This window comes from Thermomonospora echinospora, from assembly GCF_900108175.1.
Classification (GTDB): domain Bacteria; phylum Actinomycetota; class Actinomycetes; order Streptosporangiales; family Streptosporangiaceae; genus Thermomonospora; species Thermomonospora echinospora.
On sequence record NZ_FNVO01000037.1, the window covers coordinates 21,799 to 42,526 of the forward strand.

Below are 20,728 nucleotides of genomic sequence, written 5' to 3' on the forward strand. Positions count from 1 at the left end.
CCCGGAGCCTCCCCAGGCCCCCGACTGAGAGTCCTGCCGGACTACACGTCCAACGGTCGGGTCCATCTCCACTCCCAGACGACGCCGACCTCGGGGTCTTCTTGGTCATTGGTGTGCTCGAAGCCGAGCGACACGAGCACACCCGTCGACGGATTCGGGCCGGGCAGTGTGTGAGCAAGGACGTGATCGACCTCGCTGCTGGCGACAGCGCGCTCGACCAGTGCCCGGGCAGCGGCCACGCCGAAACCCCGGCCCCGGAACTCCGGGGCGATCTCGTAGCCGATCTCGACGGTGCGCTCTGCCGGCGGGGCCGCGAAGCCACCTGAGCCGAGGAGCTGTCCCGTCGCCGGGTCGAGAAAGAACTGCATTGACCACGAGCGGTCAGCTTCGGATGCGGTCTGCAGGTGCTCCAAGGTGAAGCCAATGGCCTCGGGGAACTCGGGCCATCCGTCCGGGACAGATGAGCCGATCAACTCGCCGAACAGCGCTCGGTTGTCGTTCAGCGCGTTCAGCAACGACTCGGTTGCAGCTAGAAGACGGACCTGCGGGTAAGACGACATGCGGAATCTCCAATCGTGTTGGGAAGACTGCACGACCTGGAGATGCAAGAGTGACCAACGAACAGGAGCGCAGCCGAAACGAGGGCACGCCAAGGCAGACACCTCGGCGGTGACCGGAAAGTGGTCGGCGCTCCTGAAGTTGCTCGTAGTCGATGGCCCGAAACGCTCGGGCCGAGACAGATCCTACGCGCCGCGACGAAGTCGACACAAGGCAGGCACTGCCCCCGATGTCCTGGCACAGAACTGTCACCGATGTCCCAAGACATCACAGCGGGTGCTCGGTTGCCCGCGCGGTGAGGGGCGCCCCGAATGGGAAAGGCCGCTTCGCGGCGGCCGTTGTCAGGGCGGGGCTGGTGGGGTGGGTGTGGGTACCACATCATCCCCCGCGTTTGCGGCTGAGGGGTGCTGTGCTCGATAGCGAGCATCGCGGCTTGCTGTGCCAGCCGGTTTGGGTCCTCTTGAAGTGCAGACGGCGAACCGGGATCCTGGCGGTGGTCGCGGAGCAGGGAGGGCCTTCGCCATGTGGGACGGATTGGTGCTCGTAGCTTTCGGACTGTGCGGCCTGATAGCGATGAGGGCGGCCGTGTCGAACCTGCGATCTTCCGGATCTGGCCGACCCGATCGGAAGTCCATGGAGGAGTACTTTGATCGCTTTGGGCTCTTCCTCGTCGGCTCGGTGTTCGTAGTCGTTGCCATCGCGGCTCTCTTCTTCGGCTTCTCCGTCCGTGTGGCGCCCTGGCAGCATTTCGCCAGTGTGGGGCTGGTCGCGCTGGGAGTGGTCACGGTGAAGTTCGTGTGGAAGAGGGCACTCGGGCGCCTGCGGTCATGAATCTGAGCCCGGCCGATCGTCGTCACGGCGAGCGGTGCGGTTGGTGCAGGTGGCGAGACGGGGCGGCCGGAAACAGGGTGCGCAAGGTGAAGGGATTCTCGCCGGGCGCGCCCGTCCGTTGGGACCGCTCGCGCTTTCTGGTCCGTCCACAGTGCGGAAATGATCGACACCGCCGGTGGGGTAGGGGCCCCGCCGCCGGATGTCGATCACTGGCCGCTGCTGTGGGCGGGACCGGCCACGCGCGATGAGCGCGCCCGGCCTGGCGGGCGCGCTCCTTGACCTGGTAGGGAAATCCCTCACACAGGCCGTGTCGTCACTCGGCCGGGTCTACGTCCCAGCCGTATTCGAGCGTCCAGTAATGCGTCGGCATGACGTGAACGCATACCTCGACCGGGCGGTTGTCGGCCGTCCAGCCAACGTGGGTGATGACGTAGACCCGCTGATCGGCGGACATCTGGAGGAAGTCCGCTTCGTCGTCGTTCGGTGGCCGTACGGTGATGCTCTCGGTCATCCGCACCTGGCGGTAACCGAGGTCGGCCATCCGGCTGACCATGCCGCCCTGTCCCTGGTTCTGCTCCTCCAGCACGGTGCCTGCGGCGATGTCGAGCGGGATGTAGCTGGGCGCGATCTGAACGGGAACGCCGTCGGCGTACATGCGTCGCGACCGGACGACCACTTCCTGTCCGGGCTCGATGTTCAAGATCGCGGCGACCTCTGCGGGCGGTACCACCCTGCCCACGGTGAGGTCTGACCGGGGCTCCATCCCGAGCTTGCGAACCTCGGAGTCGAACGCTCCCCGGGCGCGCTCCCGGGAGTCCTTGCGGTACCGCGACACGGCGTCACGGTTGATGCGGGGGGTCATGGCGGTCACGGTGGTGCCCCTTCCCTGTTGCGTGGAGACCAGCCCTTCGGCTCGAAGAACCCGCAACACGTTGTTGATCGTGGCTCTGGTGGTGTTGAACCGCTCTGCGAGCGCCGGCTCTGGCGGGAACAGCGAGCCGCGCTCGTAGTCGCCCGCTTCGATCTCACGGCGCAAGATCGCGGCGATGTCTCGGTACGACGGCTTGCTCATCCTCGCCTCTCTCCGTTCGGGTCCCCCGATCATAGACGACTTCGCAAACGTTAAACGTTTCCCTTGACTGCCCGTCACGAGAGTGCAACGCTTCGACCGGAAACCTTAGACGTTAGATCTTTCGGAGGAAGATTCTATGTCACCCGAGGATCCGGCATGCCGGTGCGCGCTCGACTCGCTTGCCTCATGCCTTGAGAGGGCCGGGGGCGTGGTCGTCCGAAAGATCATGCTCAACAGCGGTGGTGGGCGTAAGAGCACGGCGCTGCGGGTTCTTAACGCGGCGAACGCGCAGGTGAACGCCACCGTGTCCTGTCACCTCGATGAGGGGGTCCCCGGGCGGGTGCTGTTCGCCTGGGCGGGGGGCGACGTGATTTCGGCGGTCTCCCCAGAGGAAGCGGCGGCCTCCGTGCTGGCCGCGCTTGGGCTGTCAGCGTCTCCGCCAAACCGTAGGGAGGTCGAACACGTGGCAGTGGTACGGGCAACCGAGCCTGACAAGGGCCAGACGGGGCGGTGGAGGGCCGACCCCGCGCTGACGCAAATGCGGGTGCGGCTGCTGGCGGATCTGGCGATCGCGCTGGTGGAGCGTGGTCAGGCGTCCCGGATGGTGGTGGAGGCCAACGGCGAGGCGGTGCTGATGCTGCGGTCGGCGTGGGGCCGGAACTCAGTTGGGGTGGTGGTGATCCGGCGTGGCCAGAACTGGGCGTACCTGTGGGACGGGTCCCGGCGTCGGCCGATCAGCGACATGGACGACGTGAGAGCGGCGGCGGCGGAACTCGCGGGGGTGCGGCTGTGATCACGGCGGGCCTGCTGGCGGGTGCGGGGGTGCGGTTCGTGGAAGCTCTTCGCTTCCCGGCCGAGGATGACTCGCCGGACGCCAAGGTGCATGTGCGTGAGGTACGGGCCTACCTACGCGAGGTACTGGACGGCGCGGGGGTGGACCTGGATGACGTGGACCTGATGGCCTCGGAGATCGTCACGAACGCGGTGTTGCACACCGCTAGCGGTCGGCCGGGCGGGCGGGTGTGGGCGGCGGTGATCGCCACCGATGAGGTGATCCGGGTGGAGATCACCGATCAGGGCGGGACGGCGGGCGAGCCGCGCATCCCGGCGTATTCGGTGCTGGGCGGGCGGGGCCTGCTGATCGTTCAGGAGTTGTCGGCCCGGTGGGACTGGGCGCGCAACGGTGAGGGCTTCACGACGGTGTGGTTCGAGGTGCCGCGTACCGGTGGGGCTGGGGAGTGGCCTCGGTGAGCGAGATGGATGAGCTGTCGCGGCTGCTGTGCCTGCACGGGGTGCGGGTCACACCCTTCGGTGAGGGCATGGTGGCGTGGCTGGAGCGGTCCGGGGACATGGTGCGGGCGTACGTGGTGACTTACGACTCCTGGCGCGGCGGCGGGCGGCGGTGGATCGCGTGGGGGCCGGGCCGCTCCCAGCGGTGCCCGGCGGTGGAGGTGGACCGGGCGGCGCTGGAACTGCTGGCCTGTCTGCGGGAGATGCCGGTGGGGTCGCCTCCTGCACCGTGGCCTAGGCCGTCACGGGACTGCCGGGGGGTGGACGGGTGGCGGGGCCGGTGGCGGCGGCTGCGCGCTCAAGCCCGTGCCCGGCTGGGCTCTGAGGCGGGGCAGTGATGGGGCGGGCCGGCGCGGAGCGTGATGTTCGTCGGCTGCTGGAGGCGAGTTTGCGCCTCCCGTACACCGGGTCCGAGGGCATCGGGAGCACCGAAAAGGCGTTCTTGGAGGTGGAGCGGCTTGCCGCCACGTTGACTCGTCGGCACGGCCGGTTGCGGTTCCTGGGGATGCTGGCGGGCATCGTGCAAAGCGGGGCAAGGGAACTGGCGCGGGTGAGCGGCCGGTCCCCAGAGGCCATTGCCGCCGCGCATACCGGGTTCTGCTCCGATGACGGGCTTCGGGAATGGATGGCCGAGGTCATGCGTACCCCTGCCGGTGCCGCATGGTCACCACCTCCGGCCGACGCTGCGATGGCTCCGGCCATGGCGTTGGCGTATCTGCACGTGACGTTGTGCCTGGCCCTCCACGGGGAGACGAAGTCGTGATCCCTGAGGGTTCCGGCGTTCAGCCTCTTGAACGGCGGGCACCTGGCGAAGCTCTGACCAGCACAAACGCGAGATGGTGACAAGATGATGACGCGTAACCGCTCCGGTCACACGGACATGCCGCTGACCTGCGGTTACGCGTCACCCGGATCGTCTCCGGCAGGAGCGGTGAAGACCGCGAGGAACGAGCGATCTTCACCGCGACGAGGGAAGACCGCGCGTTCCCAGGCCCGCTCGCCGTCGCGGCGGAGCCGCGACCATGAGCACGCCCGCTCGCCGTCGCGGCGAAGCCGCGACCGTTAATACGCCTTGCCGAAGATGACGCGCTTGCCGTAGGCCGACGGCTGGCCGCACTTGACGCAGACGCCCTGCTCGGCCGGGCCCTCGGCGGGGATGCAGCGCGGGGTGGCGGCGGTGTCGGCCTTGATGTCGTCCTCGCACTCGGCGCGACCGCAGTGGAACGCCAGCGCCCAGCCCTCGGCGACCTGCGCGCCGAAATCGTCCCAAACCTCCACCGCCCGGGTGTGGTCGCCCCGGAACGTCTCGGCCCGGGCCAGCAGGAACGCCTGGAAGTCGGCCAGGATCTGCGGCATGATCTCCGGCACCCGCTCCAGCGGGACGGCCTCCTTGCCCTGGCCCTCGACGGTCGGCAGCCGGCGGACCAGGGTGGCGACCCCGTTCTCTAGGTCGCGCGGGCCGATCTCCAGCCGGATCGGGACGCCGCGCATCTCCCAGTCGTTGAACTTGAAGCCGGGCGACAGCTGCGGCCGATTGTCGTCCACGTGCACCCGGATGCCCATCGACTTGATCGCCGCGCCCAGCCGGCGGGCCTCGGCGGCGGTGGCCTCGCCCTGCTCCTTGCGCCCGATCGGCACGATCACCACCTGGTAGGGCGCCAGCCGCGGCGGCAGCACCAGCCCGGTGTCGTCGCCGTGCGTCATGATGACCCCGCCGATCATGCGGGTGCTCATCCCCCAGGACGTGGTGTGCGCCAGGGTGAGCTTGCCGGCCTCGTCCTGGTACTGGATCTCGAACGCCTTGGCGAAGTTCGTGCCCAGGTAGTGGGACGTGCCGGCCTGCAGCGCGCGGCCGTCGCGCATCATGCCCTCGATCGTGTAGGTGCGCACGGCCCCGGCGAAGCGCTCGCCGGGGGTCTTCTCCCCCGGCACGACCGGCATGGCCGCCAGGTCGCGCGCGACCGCCGCGTAGGCGTCCAGCGCCCACATGGTCTCGCGCATCGCGTCGGCCTCGTCGATGTGCGCGGTGTGCCCCTCCTGCCACAGGAACTCGGTGGTGCGCAGGAACATACGGGGCCGCATCTCCCAGCGGACCACGTTGGCCCACTGGTTCAGCAGCAGCGGCAGGTCGCGGTGCGAGCCGATCCACTTGGCCATGTACTCGCCGATGACCGTCTCGGAGGTGGGCCGCACCACCAGCGGCTCCTCCAGCTCCTTGCCGCCCGCGACGGTGACGACGGCCAGCTCCGGCGAGAACCCCTCGACGTGCTCGGCCTCCCGCCGCAGGTACGACTCGGGGATGAACATCGGGAAGCAGGCGTTGTCGTGCCCGGCCTCCTTGATCCGCCGGTCCAGGTCGGCCTGGAGCAGCTCCCAGATCCGGTACCCGTACGGCCGGATGACCATCGTGCCCCGCACCGGCCCGCGATCCACCAGCTGCGCCTTGATGACCAGCTCGTTGTACCAGGCGGAGAAATCTTCGCTCTGCGGCGTCACACCTTCACGACTCACGCAGACGAGGGTACTCACTGCCCGTACCGCCGCAGGCCCGGACACCGGCGGTCCCCGGCCGGATCCCGGCCGGGGACCGCCGTCCGCTTACCCGGAGACCTTTCCCGCCGGACCGCCGATGACCCGGCGTTTACCCGATGTTTCCGGCCGCCGCGGCCCCGTGCGCGCGGTGCGGCGCGCACGTTCCGGGCCGCGTGTGGCCGCTTCCGGCGAAGCTTGCGACCCTCAGATGCGGTGCTGCTCGGTGTGGATGCCGATGGCGCGGGCTATCTCGCCGACGTTGTGGAACTTGCGGTCCTTGGGCAGCCCGGTCATCGCGGTGACCACGTTGCCGGGGGCGTGGTTGCGCTCCAGGAACGCCAGGATCTTGCCGCGGTCGGCGGGATAGTCGAGCGGGGCCAGCACCTGGGCGATCTGCGAGCGCCACTCGACCTCGCGGGCGGTCATATCGACGCCGCCGCCCTGGCGCTCGGGCGGCATCTGGGCGGAGGCGGGGGGCTCGCCGGTGGGCTCGGGCTGCCGCCACTCCTCGACGTGGGTGGGGCCGCCGCCGCGGATCATCCCCTCGGTCTCGTGCTTGAGCTCGTCGTCGACGCGCGGGCTTCGCTTGGCACTGTCACGGGGCATGGTCTGGCTCCTAATCAGTTCGGGGAGTCGGCCATACGGCAGACTCCTGGTGGTAGCCGAACCTCGGCATGGCTCACTGCCCCCTCGCCCGGGCGCCCTCCCGCAGACGCTCAGGGTCGATCTCCCGGGCGGGGTTGCGCCGTATGTACTCGGCCTCCAGCTCGGCCGTACGCCGCGTGTGCTCGGCCAGCGCGTGATCCGAGGCGTGCCGCAGCGCGTCCATCCGGGTCTCGTACAGGTTGTTCAGCTCACGCATCAGGTCGGAGTCATTGAGCAGGGCGGGCTCGACACCAATCCCCATCGGCTTCCCCCATCGGCCGTATGTCACTGAACGGGTCGGACCGGCCCCTACCCGATCGCCGGCGCGCAAACATCCTGCGGACATCCCGCGCGTATCCGCGGCTACCGCGAGCCGGGCCAGTGCTCTGGCCTTCAGGCCCGGGGGTGAAGGCCCCGCGCGGCCGGGCCGTCAGGCCCGGTCGCGTTCTAGACCGGCCGGTTCTGCTGCTCGATGTACTGCCGCAGCACCGTGAGGGGTGCGCCGCCGACCGATCCGGCGAAGTAGGACGCCGACCACAACCGATTGGCCCGGTAGTAGTGGCGGGCCAGCTCGGGGAACTCGGCGCGCATCCGCCGGGACGAGACTGAATCCCGGCCTTTCAGGCCAGGGAGCGCGTCAACGGGCCGGGGTCATCCCCGGCCGGTGGGCGGGGCAGAAGACCGTCAGCGCGGCGGGCCGTTTGCCGAACTCGACCGGCGGGCTCACCGCGTGCGTCTCCCCGTCCCGCGCCACCCGCAGGTCGCCGTGGGGCGCGGTCAGCGTGAGCGACGTCGTCTTCCAGCGCGAGTAGCCGGGGGTCAGGTGCAGGTGGCCGAACAGCACGGCGGCCAGCGCGCGCAGCCTGGACACGTGCCCGCCGGAGAAGGAGATCAGCCGGACGTCGAGCCGCCCGTCGTCCAGCCGTCTGCGCCAGGTCGGCGCGGGCCCGTGCGACCCGTACACGCCGTTGCCGACGAACGCCAGCCACACCCGGCGTGGCCGGCCGTCCACGCTCACCTCGATCGGCGCGGCGCGGCGGAACGTGCGGACCGCCGCCACCGCCGTCGCCGGCCACTTGCCGATCCGCTGTTCCAGCCGCTCGCGCCGGTCGACCAGGTCGGTGTACGCGCCGAAGCTCGCGGTGTTGAGGAAGATCGCCTCCTCCCCGGGCTGCCGCACCGTCCCCACGTCCACCCGGGTCAGCCGGCCCGCCCGGTAGGCGGCCACGGCGTCGGCCGGATGCTCGATCCCCAGCGCCCGGGAGAAGTGGTCCAGCGTGCCGCCGGGGACGGTCAGCAGCGGCACCCCGTGGCGCAGCGCCGCCCGGGCGCCGGCGTTGACCGTGCCGTCGCCGCCCACCACCGCCAGCACCCGGGCGCGTCCCGCCGCCTCATCGAGCAGCTTGGTCAGGTCGTCCTGCGGATCGGCCCGGACGATCTCGGCCGCGGGCAGTTCGCGCGCCAGCAGCCCGGTGACCCCGTCACCGCCGCCCGCGCCGGTGTTGACCACCGCGACCACGCCTCGGCCGTCCTCGGTGACCAGTCCGGGCACGAACAGGCCGTGGACGGTGGTGGCCACCGGCGGGCGGGCCGGCCACACCAGCCGGGTGCCCAGCGCGGCGGCCACGCCGATGCTGATCCCGGCCAGCACGTCCCCGGGGTAGTGCGCGCCGGTGTAGACCCGGGCGAACGCCACCGCGGCGGCGGTCACCGCCACCGGCACCGCCACGATCGGGGACGCCTCCAGCGCCACCCCGGTGGCGAACCCGGCGGCGGAGGCCGAGTGCCCGGACGGGAAGGCGTGCGAGGTCGGCAGCTTCCAGCGGATCCGCACCTGAGGGACCAGGTCCACGACCGGGCGCGGGCGCCGGAAGGCGTGCTTGCCCAGCAGGTTCACCGCCGGGCTGGCCAGCGCGATCGCGATGGAGCCGCGCAGCGCGGCGCGGCGCAGCCGGGGCCGGCGGGTGGTGCCGAGCACCGCGGCCGTGGTGAACCACAGCACCCCGTTGTCGGCGGCCCGCGACAGCCTGGGCAGGACGTACTCCAGGCCGGGCAGGCGCGCGGTCGCCACCGCGTCGAACGCCCACCGGTCGATCGCCGAGAGCCCGCGCAGCGCGCGATGGTGGCGCAGGCGGGCGCGGCGCCGGCCGCGGCCGGTGCCGGGAGCCTGCCGGGCGAGGTCGGTGAACGGGCGGGATGCGGAAGATCCGCCGGGACGTGCGGCGTCCAGCCGCCGGAGGTTGACGCGCATGCGACGGATATCCCCCGCAGGACGGACCTGACTCCGGCGGAATCTCCCGAAGATCACGAATCAGGGGTCACATAGGGGTGAACGTCCCCCTGGTCTCCGTGACTGCAATAGGCTTCGGCCCATGAGTCACCCGGACCGGTTCACTCCGCCGGGTGGCGAGTCGGTAGACACGATCCCGGAGCCCCCTACCTTGGCTGGAAAGAGCGCCGAGTCCCTGGCCGAATTCGCCGCCCGGCACGGACTGACGCAGAGCGCGGCACGCCCCCCGCTGCGCACATACATCCAGGACCTCTGGCAGCGACGCACGTTCATCTGGAACTTCGCGTCGGCCAAGAGCATGTCGATGTACACCTCGTCCCGGCTGGGGCAGGTCTGGCAGGTGCTGACCCCGCTGCTGAACGCGGGCGTCTACTACCTGATCTTCGGACTGCTGCTGGGCACCAACAAGGGCGTCAGCAACTACTCGGCCTTCCTGATCACCGGGGTGTTCGTGTTCACGTTCACCCAGCGGTCGCTGACCGCCGGGGCCAGGTCGGTCGGCAACAACCTGTCGCTGATCCGGGCGCTGCACTTCCCCCGGGCGTCGCTGCCGTTCGCGATGGTGATCGTGGAGCTGCAGCAGTTGCTGGTCTCCATGTGCGTGCTGGCGGTGATCGTGGTGGTCACCGGCGAGCCGCTGTCGTGGCACTGGCTGCTGGTGCTGCCCGTGCTGGTGCTGCAGCTGATCTTCAACATGGGGATCAGCCTGGTGATCGCGCGGATGGGCGCCTTCGTGCGCGACATCCAGCAACTGCTCCCGTTCGTCACCCGGACCTGGCTGTACTTCTCCGGGATCTTCTTCATGACGGCGAGCCTGGCCGAGAAGGACGCGCTGCAGGACTATCCATGGATAGCCAAGGTGCTGGAGGCCAACCCGGCGTCGGTGTACATCGAGCTGGTACGCACCTCGCTGCTCGACAGCTACCGGGGTGACCTGGCCGCCCACCACTGGGGCCACACCCACCTGTGGTGGTACGCGCTGGCCTGGGCATTGGTGGCCTTCGTCGGGGGATTCTGGTACTTCCACCGTGCGGAGGAGAGGTACGGCCGTGGCTGAGGTCAAGGAGAGGGCTCGGGTGAGCGACTCCGCACCCCAACCCCAGGTGGTCATCGACCCGACCCGCGAGCCGATCGTGGTGGTCGACGACCTGCACATCGTCTACCGGGTCTACGGGGCCGGCGGCGGCAAGGGCACCGCCGCCACCGCGCTGATGCGGGTGCTGCGCCGGCAGAACCGCCCGCAGATGAAGGAGGTCCACGCCGTGCGCGGCGTGTCCTTCGTGGCCTACCGGGGCGATGCGATCGGCGTGATCGGCACCAACGGCTCGGGCAAGTCCACGCTGCTGAAGGCGATCGCGGGCCTGCTGCCGCCGGCCCGCGGCGGCGTCTACACCCAGGGCCAGCCATCGCTGCTGGGCGTCAACGCGGCGCTGATGCGGGAGCTGTCGGGCGAGCGCAACATCGTGCTGGGCTGCCTGGCGATGGGCCTGACCCCCGAGGAGACCAGGGCCAAGTACGACGAGATCGTCAAGTTCGCCGACCTCAAGCCGGGCTTCATCCAGTACCCGATGTCCACCTACTCCTCGGGGATGGGCGCCCGGCTGCGCTTCGCCATCGCCGCCGCCCGCACCCACGACGTGCTCCTCATCGACGAGGCGCTGGCCACCGGGGACGCCAAGTTCAAGCGGCGCAGCAAGGCCAAGATCAACGAGCTGCGCAAGGACGCCGGCGCGGTGTTCCTGGTCGCCCACAACCTCGACCAGGTCGAGGAGACCTGCAACCGGGTGATCTGGCTGGACGAGGGCAGGATCCGGATGGACGGCGACACCAAGGAGGTCATCGCCGCCTACACCGAGGCCACCGGCAAGTAACCCATATCCCGCACCGCGCGTTCCGTAGGAGGTCTGCATGCCCGGACAGCCGCCGCTTCCGCACGAGTATCTGCCCGAGGTCCCGTCGTTCACGGTGACCAGTGACGACATCGCCGACGGCGAGCGCATGGCCGAGGCGCAGGTCTTCGACGACTGGGGTTTCTCCGGAGGCAACGTCTCCCCGCAGCTGCGCTGGTCGGGCTTCCCGGAGGAGACCAAGAGCTTCGCGGTGACCTGCTACGACCCCGACGCCCCGACCGGCAGCGGGTTCTGGCACTGGGTGCTGTTCGACATCCCGGCGAACGTGACCGAGCTGCCCGCCGGGGCAGGGGCCGCCGACTCCACGGTGGGCGTCCAGTCCCGCAACGACTACGGCAACAAGGCCTACGGCGGGGCGGCGCCGCCTCCCGGCAAGCCGCACCGCTACGTGTTCACCGTGCACGCCCTGGACACCGAGTCGCTGGGCATCGACTCCGAGGTGATGCCGGCGGTGGCGGGCTTCAACATCACCGCGCACACCCTGGCGCGAGCGTCCATCGTGCCGGTCTACGAGTCCTGACCGGCTCCCACCCATGACATGCGGGCCCCGCCGTGACCACTGTGGCACGGCGGGGCCCGCGCGTTCTCCGGGCCGTGCGCTCCCTCCGGGCCGTGCGCTCCGCCAGAGTCCGCACGGCCCGCACGGCCCGTCCGGACGCGGCGGAGCGCCGGTCAGCGGGACGGCAGGACCATGTCCTCGAAGGGGAACCGGTCGGCGAAGGCCGGCTTGAGGTCGTCCAGCCACACCGCCGCCGGGTCGTACTTGGCGAAGAAGGGCTTGTTGACCAGCGCGTCGTCGCGGCACTGGATGAAGTGCAGCACGAAGACCTTCTCACCGCCCAGCTCCACCACCCCGTCCACGCAGACCTTGCCGGGGGTGGCCGACATCGACGGGCCGCGCACGGTCCGGGCCAGCCCGGAGACGTTGCGGTAGGCGTCGCTGAAGATCTCATGCGCCTGGGCCAGCGGCACCGCGAAGTAGTCCTGCGGGCCGGTGTCGCGTTCCACGAACATGTAGTACGGCACCATGCCCATCCGGGTCTGGGTGCGCCACATGGACTCCCAGACCGCCGGGTCGTCGTTGATGGAGCGGATCAGCGGGGCCTGGGTGCGGATCACCGCGCCGGTGTCGCGGATGCGGCGCACCGCCCGGTGCACCATCTCCGGCTCCAGCTCGCGCGGGTGGGTGAAGTGCGCCATGAACGCCAGGTTCTTGCCCGCCGCCACGACTTGCTCGAACAGCCGCAGCATGGCGTCGGCGTCGGGGTCGGTGACGAACTTCTGCGGCCAGTAGGCCAGCGACTTGGTGCCGATCCGGATCGACTCCAGCTGCTCCAGGTCCAGCAGCGGCTCCACGTACCGGCGCAGCACCGGCTCACCCATGATCATCGCGTCGCCGCCGGTGAACAGCACGCTGGTCACCTTGGGGTGGGCGATCAGGTAGTCGCGCAGCTGGGTGGTGTCGTCACCGGCCAGCTTGAGGTCGGGGTCGCCGACGAACTGGGCCCAGCGGAAGCAGTACGTGCAGTACGCGTGACAGGTCTGGCCCTGCTTGGGGAAGTACAGCACGGTCTCGTCGTACTTGTGCTGCATCCCGGGCACCGCGCCGTCGCCGAAGCTGGGGACGTTGAGCTCCAGTTGGCCGGCCGGGTGGGGGTTCAGCCGCATCCGCACCCGGTTTGCGGCGGCCTCGATCTCCTGCCGGGGGGCCTGGCGGCGCAGCAGGTCACCGATGTGCGCGACGTCGTCGGCGGGGAGCATGTCCTCCTGCGGGAAGACCAGGCGGTAGATCGGGTCGTCCGGCACGGCCGACCAGTCGATGAGCTCCTCGACGACGTAGCTGTTGGTCCGGAATGGCAGCACCGTGGCCACCGCCCGGATCGCCAGGCGCTGCTCCGGCGGCAGCCCGGCGCGGACGGTGAGTTCGTCCAGGTGCTTGGCGGTGAAGGCACGGAACTTGCGGCCGGTGGACCGCTCCGTGGACGGCACCGCGTCATTGACCAAGGTCACGTGGCAGTACTCCTTGTGTTCATGTGAAGGCCCCCTGCACCCCTTCACCCCTGCGCCCCCGTCACGATGTACAGATACCCTCTCCGCTCGGTAAAGATACTGGTCAACGCGCATGTTTCCGGCCGGAACCAACACGAGTCGGGCAACAGGGGGGCCATCTGTACAACGATCCAAAGGCGGGAAAGTGTCGCCCCTCCGCTGCGCACGGTCAGCCCTCCCTATCCTGAGCAGGGAGATGCCGATGCGAGCGCGGGGACTGAGGGAACAGGTGAAGCCGGGGCGTCACGAGGCCGGGCCGGGCCGGATGCCGGGCCATGCCGTGGTCCTGGCCGTGATCGCCGGGCTGAGCTACAGCACGTTCGTGCTGGGCCACTTCCTCAACCCCGACCTGGACCTGATCAACGCCTACGTCAGCGAACTGTCGGCGGTCAACCAGCCCTTTCGCGCCGTCTTCAACACCGGCGACCTGGTGACCGGCGTCTGCTCCGTGCTGGTGGCCGTCACCGCGCTGGCCCGGCTGGCCCGCCGTTCGCTGGCCCGGGCCGGCTGGACGTTCCTGCTGCTGTTCGGGGCGTGCGCCATCGGGGACGCGGTCTTCCCGCTGGACTGCGCCCCCAGCCTGCAGACCTGGTGCGCGCTGCGCGAGCAGGCCCAGCAGGTGTCCTTCTCCCACCAGTTCCACGCAGTGACCAGCAGCTTCGTCATCGTCTTCGGGGTGCTGGCGCTGTTCACCCTGTCGCTGGCGGCCCGCCGGTACGGCTGGTGGCCGACGCTGGCCCGCTGGGGCCGGATCCTGGCCGTCGCCGAGGCGCTGTGCGGGCTGGGCACCCTGCTGTTGATGATCCGCGGAAGCTGGCTGGGCTTGATGCAACAGGTCCAGATCGGCATCCTGTGCGCCGGGCTGCTGGTCATCGCCCGAGCACTGCATGAGGACCGGGTGGCCCGCCCGTCCGTGCTCGCCGCCGGCCCCGCGAGGAGATGCCATGAGCCAGAACGGTGACACCCGCCGGGACGGGACGTTCGTCGATCTCGCCGGCGAGCGGATCCACCTGGTGCAGACCGGCCCGCCGGACGCCCCGCCGGTGCTGCTGACCTCCGGGCTGGGCGGCGCCTGGTTCGACTGGGAGCCGGTGATCGAGGCGCTGGAGGGCAACCGGGTGCTGTGCTTCGACCGTCCCGGCACAGGGCTGAGCCCGGCCGCGCACAGCAGGCCCAGCCTGCGCCGGGAGGTCCGGCTGCTGGCCGCCCTGGCCCGGTGGGCGGGCCCGCCGGTGACGGTGGTGGCCCACTCCATGGCCGGTTTCCAAGCCGAGGCGCTGGCGCGCGTCCATCCCCGGCTGGTGCGCGGGCTGGTGCTGCTGGACCCCAGCTACGAGACCTCGCCGTGGTCGGGCGTACGGATCTCCGCGGCGATGCAGCCCGTCCTCCAGGTGGCCGGCCGGGCGTTCGGGCTCACCGGCATCCCCTGGCTGACCGCCCCCCGAGCCCGCCGATCGCTGCTGCGGTTCACCAGCAGACGCAAGCCGCCGGTGCCGGACAAAACGGTGCGCGCGGTGTACGGGCGCGGCACGGTGCTGGGCACCCTGCTCGCCGAGAACGCCGCCTACCGCGAGATGGCCGCGGACGTGCTCGCGCTGCGCAAGCGACTGCCGTTCCCGCCCGTTCCGCTGGTGGTGCTCACCGCGCTTGCCGACCTGGGGGACGGGGAGAAGGCCGCGGGCTGGACCGCCGACCACCGCGAACTGGCCGCGATGAGCCCGTACGGGCGGCAGGTGGACCTGCCGGACGCCCTGCACCTGGTGCAGCTCGACCGGCCCGACGCCGTCGCCGAGGCCGTCGCCGAGGTCATCGCGGGCGTCCCGGCGGACGAGGACGGGCCACAGTGACGATCCGGCCGTTCCCGGCCTGCGCCGCCCTGGCCGGCCTGGCGCTCCTGCTGTCCGGCTGCTCGGTGACCCGAACCATCTCGGCGGGCGCCTACCGGACCGCCGTGGCGGACGGGACGGTGGCCGAGCTGCGGCGGCTGGGCATCACGGCGGAACGGCGCCCGCAGTGCCACATGCCGGACACCGGCTCCCCCACCGTCGTGCGGATCACCTGCACCGGCCGGACGGTCACCGGCCAGCCGATCGGGGTGCGGGGCGTCGTCACAGCCGCCGACACCTCCCGCCCGGACGAGCACTACGTCATCACCGTCGCAGGCCGGGAGGTGCTGCGTAAATCCTGTCTGGGGCTTGGCTGCACCGCACAGCACACACCGGTGCACCAGCACGAGCCCCGGTACGAGAACGGCCAAGTCCCGGAAAAGCCCGCCCGCCACGACGGATGAGCCCGTGCCCGATCGGTGACCTTACGTGATGTGAAGGTACTCAGTGGTGTGAAGTCACTCGACGGTGTGCGGGCGAAGGTGCTCATCGGCGCGGTCGCCGCCGTCGTCCTCGTGGTGAGCGGCACGATCGCGTACTTGGTGTTCTCCGATCGCCGGGAACTGCGGCACGAGACCCAGGTGGCGCTGCGCACGGCCATGCCCGCCCTGGCCACCGCCGAGCTGCGGTCCCGAGGGCACGCCCTGAACGGCCCGCTGAAGTGCGCCGACATGGCGGGATGGACGAAACGCAAGATGCGGGTGCGGTGCGCCGGCACCACCACGGACCACAAGCCGGTCGAGGTGATCGGGGCCGCCGAGCACGTCGGCAAGCAGGAGTTCTTCACCATCCTGGTCGACGGGCGGCCGGTGGTGCAGAACGTGCCGTGCCTGGGTTCCGACTGCCGCACCGAGAACTGAGGCCACCGGCGCGCCCAGCCGTGCCCGACCGCTGCCGGCCGTGACCTAACATGCGTTGAGCCGCCTTCGGTGAACCGCCCCCCATCCCTGCCGCCCCTCGGCGGCGACCGATCTTGGAGCCCGTGAATGACCGGCGATGACACGGGCGCGCCCGCGCGTCCCGTGGCGATCGACACCATGGGCGGCGATCACGCGCCCGAGGAGATCATCGCCGGTGCGGTGACCGCGGTGCGCGAGCACGGGGTGCGGCTGGTGCTGGTCGGGCAGGCCCCCCGGGTGCGGGCCGAGCTGGACCGGCACGGCGTGACCCGGGAGATCCCCATCGTGCACGCCGAGGAGACGCTGGCGATGGACGAGGGCGCGCTGGCCAGCTGGCGCAAGCCCCGCTCCTCGGTGGCGGTGGCGTGCCATCTGATCAAGACCGGCCGGGCCTCGGCGCTGGTGTCGGCCGGCACCACCGCCGGCGTGGTGGCCACCTCCCGGCTGCGGCTCAAGGCCCAGCAGGGGGTGCTGCGCCCGGCCATCGCGGTGACCCTGCCCACCCGGCCCCGGCCCACGGTGCTGCTGGACTCGGGCGCCACCGCCGACGTCAAGCCCGAGGCGCTGGTGCAGTTCGCCGCGCTCGGCACCGCCTACGCCCAGGTCGCGCTGGGCGTCGAACGGCCCCGGGTGGGACTGCTGACCATCGGCGCCGAGCCGGGCAAGGGCAACAAGGTCGTCCGGCGGGCGCACGAACTGCTGGCCGGGGGCCAGCACGGGATCGAGTTCGCCGGCAACGTCGAGGGCGACGACCTGCTGACGGGCGCGGTGGACGTGGTGGTGACCGACGGCTTCACCGGCAACGTCGCCCTCAAGACGATGGAGGGCGCGGCCCGGATGGCGATGGCCGAGCTCCAGGAGACGCTCAGGTCGAGCACGACCGCGAAGATGGGCGCGCTGCTGCAGCGCCGCCGCCTCCAGGCGCTTCGGGACCGGCTGAGCTCGGAGACCTACGGCGGCGGGGTGCTGCTGGGACTGAACGGCACGGTGGTCATCGCCCACGGGGCCTCACGGGCACGGGCGATCACCTCGGCCTGCCTGCTCGCCCACGAACTGGCCGCCGGGCACATCGTGGAGCGGATCCGCGACCAGATCGCGGCCACCCGCACCTCCCGCTTCGTCCTGCGCCTCGGCGAGAAGGCCGACAAGGAGGCCAAAGAGGCCAAGGAGCACAGGACGGAGCAGGAGCCGCCCGCCCGGCCGGAACCCGGCCCGTGACGGACCCGCCGCCCCGTTCCCCGGGAACGCTCCGTTCCCCGTGAGCGCCGCGGACGTCCCCCGCTACTGGAGGTAGCCCTCCACCTCGCCGGGCGGGCGGACGTCGGCCTCGTCGGGGTCCTCCCCGGCGCGGTCCTTGGCGCGGCGCTGCCTGAGCAGGTCCCAGAACTGATCGAGCGCCACCTCGAGCCGCATCAGGCGCCGCTGTTCCTCCGCCTGGTTCAGCTCGCCCCTCTCGTGCAGATCGCGCAGCCGGCGCTCCTCCTCCACGAGTTCACCGATGCGTACCAGGATGTCCCGCTCGTCCATGACGATCCTCCCTTCGAGGAGCGCCAGAGCCCCCTCCCGGCTCAGGACGGGGCTCTGGCGACCGGACGGCCGCTCATCCGTTCTCCGGCTCGTCGGCGTTCGTCAGCCCGCTGAGGAAGCCTCCGCTGGTCTCCGTCGAATGCTGCATGGCGCCGAGGTCGGTCTTGGGCTCCACGAACCCGGTGGTCTCGCCCGCGCGCCCGGCGGAGCCGGCCGTCCGCTCGGTCTCGGCGGCCGACCGCCCGCCCACCGGTCCGCGCCCGGCCGTAGTTCCGCCCGTCACCGACCCGGGCCCGGCGGCCGTGCCGCCGGCGGACGCCTTCGGTGCGGCCGAGCGCGCGGTGGCGGTGCTCCTGGCGCCGCCGGCCGCCGACGTCCTCCCCCTGGCCGTCGTGCTCTTGGCCGCCGGCTTGCGGGCCGTCGTCTTGGCCCCGGTTGTCTTGGCCGCGCCGGATTTCGTCCTGGTGGACTTCTTGGCGGTGGTCGTCCTGGACGTGGTGGACTTGCGCGCGGGCTGCCTGGCGGCGGTGGTCCTCCCCCCGGCGGCCCGGCCGGTCGTGGTCTTCCTGCCCCTGGAGGTTCCTCTCCTGGTGTCGGTGGCCCCGGACGTGCCGAGGGCCTTGGCCACGCCGACCACCGTCTTGGTGGCGCCGACCATCGCCTTGCCGGCGGTGGTGACCGCCTTGGTCACGACGCCCACCGACGTCTTGGCGGTGGAGGCCGTCTTGGCGGCCACCGACTTCATCTGCTCGGTCGCCGAGGTCTCGGCGGCCGGCGCGGTCGTCCGCCGCCTGCCGGACGTGGCCGCCCGGGTGGACCTCTTGCCGGCGGTGGTCTTCGTCCGCCCGCCGGTGGTCCTCCGGGCGGTGCCGGTCTTCCCGGCGGCCGTGCTCTTCGCACGTGTGGCCGTGCTGCGGCCCGTGCGGGATGTGGTTTTCGCAGGCACCTGATCTACCCCCCGTAATGATCAGCCTGGGGGTTCCATTCCACGGTTACCGTTGCACTACACCCGTTTCCGGGTCACACCTGCTGACCGTCTCTCACATGCCGATGGGGTGCCAGACGGTTTTGGTTTCTAGGAAGGCGGTCATCCGGGTGGTTGCGGGGTCGGTGGTCCACTCGTCGCCGGTGGGGGGCAGCACCCGTTTGAGGTTGCCGGCGGCGGCCTCTTGTAGGGGGCCGGCCTGGTCGGTGGGGGTGCCGGCCAGGTCGAGGGCGTTGACGTCCATGTGGCTGGCCAGGATGGGGGCCAACTCCTCGCGGTGGCCGGTGAGGATGTTGACCACCCCGCCCGGGAGGTCGGAGGTGGCCAGCACCTCGGCCAGGGTGATCGCCGGTAGCGGCGCCGGCTCGGAGGCGATGACCACACAGGTGTTACCGGTCACGATGACGGGGGCGAGGACCGAGACCAGGCCGAGCAGGGGGGAGTCGGGGGCGATGACGGCGACGACACCGGTGGGTTCGGGGGTGGAGACGTTGAAGAACGGCCCGGAGATCGGGTTGGCCGACCCGGCGACGGTGGTGAGTTTGTCGGCCCAGCCAGCGTACCACACCCACCGGTCGATGGCCGCCTCCACCTCACCGGCCGCGGCGGTCTTGGCCAATCCTGCGGCGCGGAGTTCGTCGATGAACTGGGCGCGGCGGCCCTCCAGCATCTCGGCGATGCGGTACAGGATCTGCCCCCGGTTGTAGGCGGCACGCCCCGCCCAGCCGGCGAACGCCTTACGCGCCGCCGTGACGGCGTCGCGGGCGTCTTTGCGGGAGGCGTGGGCGGCATAGGCCAGGAAGGCGCCCTTGGCGTCGTTGACCACGTACGACCTGCCGGACTCCGAGCGGGGGAAGGCCCCGGCGATGAACAACTTGTAGGTCTTACGCACGGCCAAGCGCGGCGCACCAGACCTGGGACCAGACCTCGGCGAAGCAGGCATCGGCGAACCGGACGGCGAATCGGGCACCGGCGTGTTGGGGGTTGGGTTAGACATTGAGGTAGGCCTCCAGTCCGTGGCGTCCGCCCTCGCGGCCGAAACCGGATTCCTTGTAGCCGCCGAACGGGGAGGCGGGGTCGAACTTGTTGAAGGTGTTGGCCCACACCACCCCGGCGCGCAGCCGCTGCGCCATCCACAACATCCGTGACCCCTTGTCGGTCCACACCCCCGCCGACAGCCCGTAGGGGGTGTTGTTGGCCTTCTCCACCGCCTCGGCCGGAGTGCGGAAGGTCAACACCGACAACACCGGCCCGAAGATCTCCTCCCGCGCGATCCGATGCGATTGCGCCACCCCGGTGAACACCGTCGGCGCAAACCAAAACCCCCGCTGCGGCAACACACACGCCGGCGACCAACGCGCCGCGCCCTCATCCTCACCGGCCTGCGCCAACTCCCGGATCTTGGCGAGTTGGGCGGCGGAGTTGATCGCCCCCACATCGGTGTTCTTATCCAACGGGTCCCCCACCCGCAGCGTCGCCATCCGCGCCTTGAGGCGCTCCAGCAACTCCTCGGCGATCGATTCCTGCACCAGCAGCCGCGAGCCGGCGCAGCACACCTGCCCCTGGTTGAAGAAGATCCCGTTGACCACCCCCTCCACCGCCTGATCCAACGGGGCATCCTCGAACACGATGTTGGCGGCCTTACCACCCAACTCCAGCGTCAGCCGCTTGCGGCTGCCGGCCACCGCGCGGGCGATCTGCTTACCCACCTCCGTCGAGCCGGTGAACGCCACCTTGTCCACCCCCGGGTGAGCGGCCAACACCCGGCCGGTCTCCCCCGCCCCGGTGACGATGTTGACCACCCCCGCCGGCAGGTCGGCCTGCCGACAGATGTCAGCGAACACCAACGCCGTCAACGGCGTCGTCTCGGCCGGCTTGAGCACCACGGTGTTCCCACACGCCAACGCGGGGGCGATCTTCCACGCCAGCATGAGCAGCGGGAAGTTCCACGGGATGATCTGCCCGGCCACCCCCACCGGCCCAGGATCGGCCCCGAACCCGGCATGCTCCAGCTTGTCCGCCCACCCCGCGTAGTAGAAGAAATACGCCGCCACCAACGGCACATCCACATCCCGCGACTCCCGGATCGGCTTACCGTTATCAACCGACTCCAGCACAGCCAACTCCCGGGCACGCTCCTGAATGATCCGAGCGATCCGGAACAAATACTTCGCCCGCTCCCGACCCGGCATCGGCCCCCACACCCGCTCAAACGCAGCCCGCGCAGCAACCACCGCACGATCCACATCGGCGG

General features: G+C 70.6%; 25 protein-coding genes and 1 pseudogene. 14 read left to right on the forward strand and 12 right to left on the reverse strand.

Features of this window, described 5'->3' with window-relative positions; translation table 11 throughout:
• Window positions 1-41: 41 nt before the first annotated feature.
• Window positions 42-560, reverse strand: coding sequence for a GNAT family N-acetyltransferase (locus tag C4U03_RS37625; protein WP_103944575.1), 519 nt, complete (start codon window positions 558-560; stop codon window positions 42-44).
• A 631-nt stretch (window positions 561-1,191) separates the two neighbouring features.
• Here C4U03_RS37625 and C4U03_RS40195 point away from each other — a divergent pair.
• The gene (locus C4U03_RS40195) at window positions 1,192-1,389 is read left to right on the forward strand and encodes a hypothetical protein (protein WP_146087671.1); all 198 of its coding nucleotides are present in this window, start codon (window positions 1,192-1,194) and stop codon (window positions 1,387-1,389) included.
• A 313-nt stretch (window positions 1,390-1,702) separates the two neighbouring features.
• Here the strand turns inward: C4U03_RS40195 and C4U03_RS37635 are convergent, their stop codons facing one another.
• Entirely contained in the window at window positions 1,703-2,461 is a 759-nt protein-coding gene (locus tag C4U03_RS37635; protein WP_160147236.1) for a GntR family transcriptional regulator, read from the reverse strand.
• Window positions 2,462-2,924: 463 nt separating this feature from the next.
• Between C4U03_RS37635 and C4U03_RS40200 the strand changes: the two genes are divergently transcribed.
• The 4 genes from C4U03_RS40200 to C4U03_RS37655 are packed head-to-tail and all read left to right on the forward strand — an operon-like array spanning window position 2,925 to window position 4,514.
• The gene (locus C4U03_RS40200) at window positions 2,925-3,254 is read left to right on the forward strand and encodes a hypothetical protein (protein WP_146087673.1); all 330 of its coding nucleotides are present in this window, start codon (window positions 2,925-2,927) and stop codon (window positions 3,252-3,254) included.
• The gene (locus C4U03_RS37645; protein WP_103944579.1) at window positions 3,251-3,712 is read left to right on the forward strand and encodes an ATP-binding protein; all 462 of its coding nucleotides are present in this window, start codon (window positions 3,251-3,253) and stop codon (window positions 3,710-3,712) included. The genes C4U03_RS40200 and C4U03_RS37645 overlap by 4 nt, the downstream gene beginning before the upstream one ends.
• Entirely contained in the window at window positions 3,709-4,089 is a 381-nt protein-coding gene (locus C4U03_RS37650) for a hypothetical protein (protein WP_146087674.1), read from the forward strand. Before C4U03_RS37645 ends, C4U03_RS37650 begins: the two co-directional genes overlap by 4 nt.
• The gene (locus C4U03_RS37655; RefSeq protein WP_146087675.1) at window positions 4,089-4,514 is read left to right on the forward strand and encodes a hypothetical protein; all 426 of its coding nucleotides are present in this window, start codon (window positions 4,089-4,091) and stop codon (window positions 4,512-4,514) included. Before C4U03_RS37650 ends, C4U03_RS37655 begins: the two co-directional genes overlap by 1 nt.
• A gap of 299 nt (window positions 4,515-4,813) precedes the next feature.
• Here the strand turns inward: C4U03_RS37655 and proS are convergent, their stop codons facing one another.
• The 5 genes and pseudogenes from proS to C4U03_RS37680 form a co-directional block, all read right to left on the reverse strand.
• A complete protein-coding gene (gene proS, locus C4U03_RS37660) occupies window positions 4,814-6,262 on the reverse strand; it encodes a proline--tRNA ligase (RefSeq protein WP_235018371.1) in 1,449 nt (482 codons plus the stop codon).
• Between the two features lie 225 nt (window positions 6,263-6,487).
• Window positions 6,488-6,889, reverse strand: coding sequence for a DUF2795 domain-containing protein (locus C4U03_RS37665; RefSeq protein ID WP_103944583.1), 402 nt, complete (start codon window positions 6,887-6,889; stop codon window positions 6,488-6,490).
• A gap of 73 nt (window positions 6,890-6,962) precedes the next feature.
• On the reverse strand, window positions 6,963-7,190 hold the full coding sequence (locus tag C4U03_RS37670; protein WP_103944584.1) for a DUF6158 family protein: 228 nt from the start codon (window positions 7,188-7,190) through the stop codon (window positions 6,963-6,965).
• A gap of 185 nt (window positions 7,191-7,375) precedes the next feature.
• A pseudogene (locus tag C4U03_RS37675) lies at window positions 7,376-7,537 on the reverse strand (transposase); the annotation flags it as partial.
• 28 nt (window positions 7,538-7,565) lie between these two features.
• Complete coding sequence (locus C4U03_RS37680) at window positions 7,566-9,179, reverse strand: bifunctional phosphatase PAP2/diacylglycerol kinase family protein (protein ID WP_103944585.1); 1,614 nt, start codon at window positions 9,177-9,179, stop codon at window positions 7,566-7,568.
• A gap of 121 nt (window positions 9,180-9,300) precedes the next feature.
• On the opposite strand from C4U03_RS37680, the gene C4U03_RS37685 reads away from it, so the two are divergent.
• From C4U03_RS37685 to C4U03_RS37695, 3 genes are read left to right on the forward strand one after another with little or no spacing between them, the layout of a single operon-like run.
• Window positions 9,301-10,275, forward strand: coding sequence for an ABC transporter permease (locus tag C4U03_RS37685; RefSeq protein ID WP_103944586.1), 975 nt, complete (start codon window positions 9,301-9,303; stop codon window positions 10,273-10,275).
• Window positions 10,276-10,294: 19 nt separating this feature from the next.
• Window positions 10,295-11,089 (forward strand): ABC transporter ATP-binding protein, encoded by a 795-nt coding sequence (locus C4U03_RS37690; RefSeq protein ID WP_103944587.1) that lies wholly within the window; start codon window positions 10,295-10,297, stop codon window positions 11,087-11,089.
• A gap of 37 nt (window positions 11,090-11,126) precedes the next feature.
• Complete coding sequence (locus C4U03_RS37695; protein ID WP_103944588.1) at window positions 11,127-11,648, forward strand: YbhB/YbcL family Raf kinase inhibitor-like protein; 522 nt, start codon at window positions 11,127-11,129, stop codon at window positions 11,646-11,648.
• Between the two features lie 152 nt (window positions 11,649-11,800).
• Here the strand turns inward: C4U03_RS37695 and C4U03_RS37700 are convergent, their stop codons facing one another.
• Window positions 11,801-13,138: a KamA family radical SAM protein gene (locus C4U03_RS37700; protein WP_103944589.1), complete on the reverse strand. Its 1,338-nt coding sequence runs from the start codon at window positions 13,136-13,138 to the stop codon at window positions 11,801-11,803.
• A gap of 241 nt (window positions 13,139-13,379) precedes the next feature.
• On the opposite strand from C4U03_RS37700, the gene C4U03_RS37705 reads away from it, so the two are divergent.
• The 5 genes from C4U03_RS37705 to plsX all read left to right on the forward strand — a co-directional run bounded on the left by C4U03_RS37705 (window position 13,380) and on the right by plsX (window position 17,180).
• Complete coding sequence (locus tag C4U03_RS37705; protein WP_103944590.1) at window positions 13,380-14,138, forward strand: DUF998 domain-containing protein; 759 nt, start codon at window positions 13,380-13,382, stop codon at window positions 14,136-14,138.
• Window positions 14,122-15,024 (forward strand): alpha/beta fold hydrolase, encoded by a 903-nt coding sequence (locus C4U03_RS37710; RefSeq protein ID WP_103944591.1) that lies wholly within the window; start codon window positions 14,122-14,124, stop codon window positions 15,022-15,024. The genes C4U03_RS37705 and C4U03_RS37710 overlap by 17 nt, the downstream gene beginning before the upstream one ends.
• Window positions 15,021-15,467 (forward strand): hypothetical protein, encoded by a 447-nt coding sequence (locus tag C4U03_RS37715; protein WP_200827744.1) that lies wholly within the window; start codon window positions 15,021-15,023, stop codon window positions 15,465-15,467. Before C4U03_RS37710 ends, C4U03_RS37715 begins: the two co-directional genes overlap by 4 nt.
• 48 nt (window positions 15,468-15,515) lie before the next feature.
• Window positions 15,516-15,923, forward strand: a complete 408-nt coding sequence (locus tag C4U03_RS37720; protein WP_235018372.1) for a hypothetical protein — start codon at window positions 15,516-15,518, stop codon at window positions 15,921-15,923.
• A 126-nt stretch (window positions 15,924-16,049) separates the two neighbouring features.
• Window positions 16,050-17,180, forward strand: coding sequence for a phosphate acyltransferase PlsX (plsX, locus tag C4U03_RS37725; RefSeq protein WP_103944592.1), 1,131 nt, complete (start codon window positions 16,050-16,052; stop codon window positions 17,178-17,180).
• Window positions 17,181-17,243: 63 nt separating this feature from the next.
• Here the strand turns inward: plsX and C4U03_RS37730 are convergent, their stop codons facing one another.
• Both C4U03_RS37730 and C4U03_RS40205 read right to left on the reverse strand, forming a co-directional pair.
• Window positions 17,244-17,489: a DUF2630 family protein gene (locus C4U03_RS37730; protein ID WP_103944593.1), complete on the reverse strand. Its 246-nt coding sequence runs from the start codon at window positions 17,487-17,489 to the stop codon at window positions 17,244-17,246.
• A 73-nt stretch (window positions 17,490-17,562) separates the two neighbouring features.
• A complete protein-coding gene (locus tag C4U03_RS40205) occupies window positions 17,563-18,225 on the reverse strand; it encodes a hypothetical protein (protein WP_146087676.1) in 663 nt (220 codons plus the stop codon).
• Here C4U03_RS40205 and C4U03_RS40210 point away from each other — a divergent pair.
• Complete coding sequence (locus tag C4U03_RS40210; protein WP_146087677.1) at window positions 18,215-18,439, forward strand: hypothetical protein; 225 nt, start codon at window positions 18,215-18,217, stop codon at window positions 18,437-18,439. The genes C4U03_RS40205 and C4U03_RS40210 overlap by 11 nt on opposite strands.
• A gap of 90 nt (window positions 18,440-18,529) precedes the next feature.
• Here the strand turns inward: C4U03_RS40210 and C4U03_RS37740 are convergent, their stop codons facing one another.
• Both C4U03_RS37740 and C4U03_RS37745 read right to left on the reverse strand, forming a co-directional pair.
• Window positions 18,530-19,417, reverse strand: a complete 888-nt coding sequence (locus tag C4U03_RS37740; protein ID WP_103944595.1) for an aldehyde dehydrogenase family protein — start codon at window positions 19,415-19,417, stop codon at window positions 18,530-18,532.
• Window positions 19,418-19,463: 46 nt separating this feature from the next.
• Window positions 19,464-20,728, reverse strand: a 1,265-nt coding sequence (locus C4U03_RS37745; protein WP_103944601.1) for an aldehyde dehydrogenase family protein, incomplete at its 5' end; no start/stop codon positions are given.

Coding starts and splice junctions, on each gene's coding strand:
- C4U03_RS37625 (WP_103944575.1), bottom strand. CDS start 560: ATGTCGTCTTACCCGCAGGTCCGTCTTCTAGCTGCAACCGAGTCGTTG.
- C4U03_RS40195 (WP_146087671.1), top strand. CDS start 1,192: ATGGAGGAGTACTTTGATCGCTTTGGGCTCTTCCTCGTCGGCTCGGTG.
- C4U03_RS37635 (WP_160147236.1), bottom strand. CDS start 2,461: ATGAGCAAGCCGTCGTACCGAGACATCGCCGCGATCTTGCGCCGTGAG.
- C4U03_RS37655 (WP_146087675.1), top strand. CDS start 4,089: ATGGGGCGGGCCGGCGCGGAGCGTGATGTTCGTCGGCTGCTGGAGGCG.
- C4U03_RS37665 (WP_103944583.1), bottom strand. CDS start 6,889: ATGCCCCGTGACAGTGCCAAGCGAAGCCCGCGCGTCGACGACGAGCTC.
- C4U03_RS37670 (WP_103944584.1), bottom strand. CDS start 7,190: ATGGGGATTGGTGTCGAGCCCGCCCTGCTCAATGACTCCGACCTGATG.
- C4U03_RS37680 (WP_103944585.1), bottom strand. CDS start 9,179: ATGCGCGTCAACCTCCGGCGGCTGGACGCCGCACGTCCCGGCGGATCT.
- C4U03_RS37685 (WP_103944586.1), top strand. CDS start 9,301: ATGAGTCACCCGGACCGGTTCACTCCGCCGGGTGGCGAGTCGGTAGAC.
- C4U03_RS37695 (WP_103944588.1), top strand. CDS start 11,127: ATGCCCGGACAGCCGCCGCTTCCGCACGAGTATCTGCCCGAGGTCCCG.
- C4U03_RS37705 (WP_103944590.1), top strand. CDS start 13,380: ATGCGAGCGCGGGGACTGAGGGAACAGGTGAAGCCGGGGCGTCACGAG.
- C4U03_RS37710 (WP_103944591.1), top strand. CDS start 14,122: ATGAGCCAGAACGGTGACACCCGCCGGGACGGGACGTTCGTCGATCTC.
- plsX (WP_103944592.1), top strand. CDS start 16,050: ATGACCGGCGATGACACGGGCGCGCCCGCGCGTCCCGTGGCGATCGAC.
- C4U03_RS37730 (WP_103944593.1), bottom strand. CDS start 17,489: ATGGACGAGCGGGACATCCTGGTACGCATCGGTGAACTCGTGGAGGAG.
- C4U03_RS37740 (WP_103944595.1), bottom strand. CDS start 19,417: ATGCCTGCTTCGCCGAGGTCTGGTCCCAGGTCTGGTGCGCCGCGCTTG.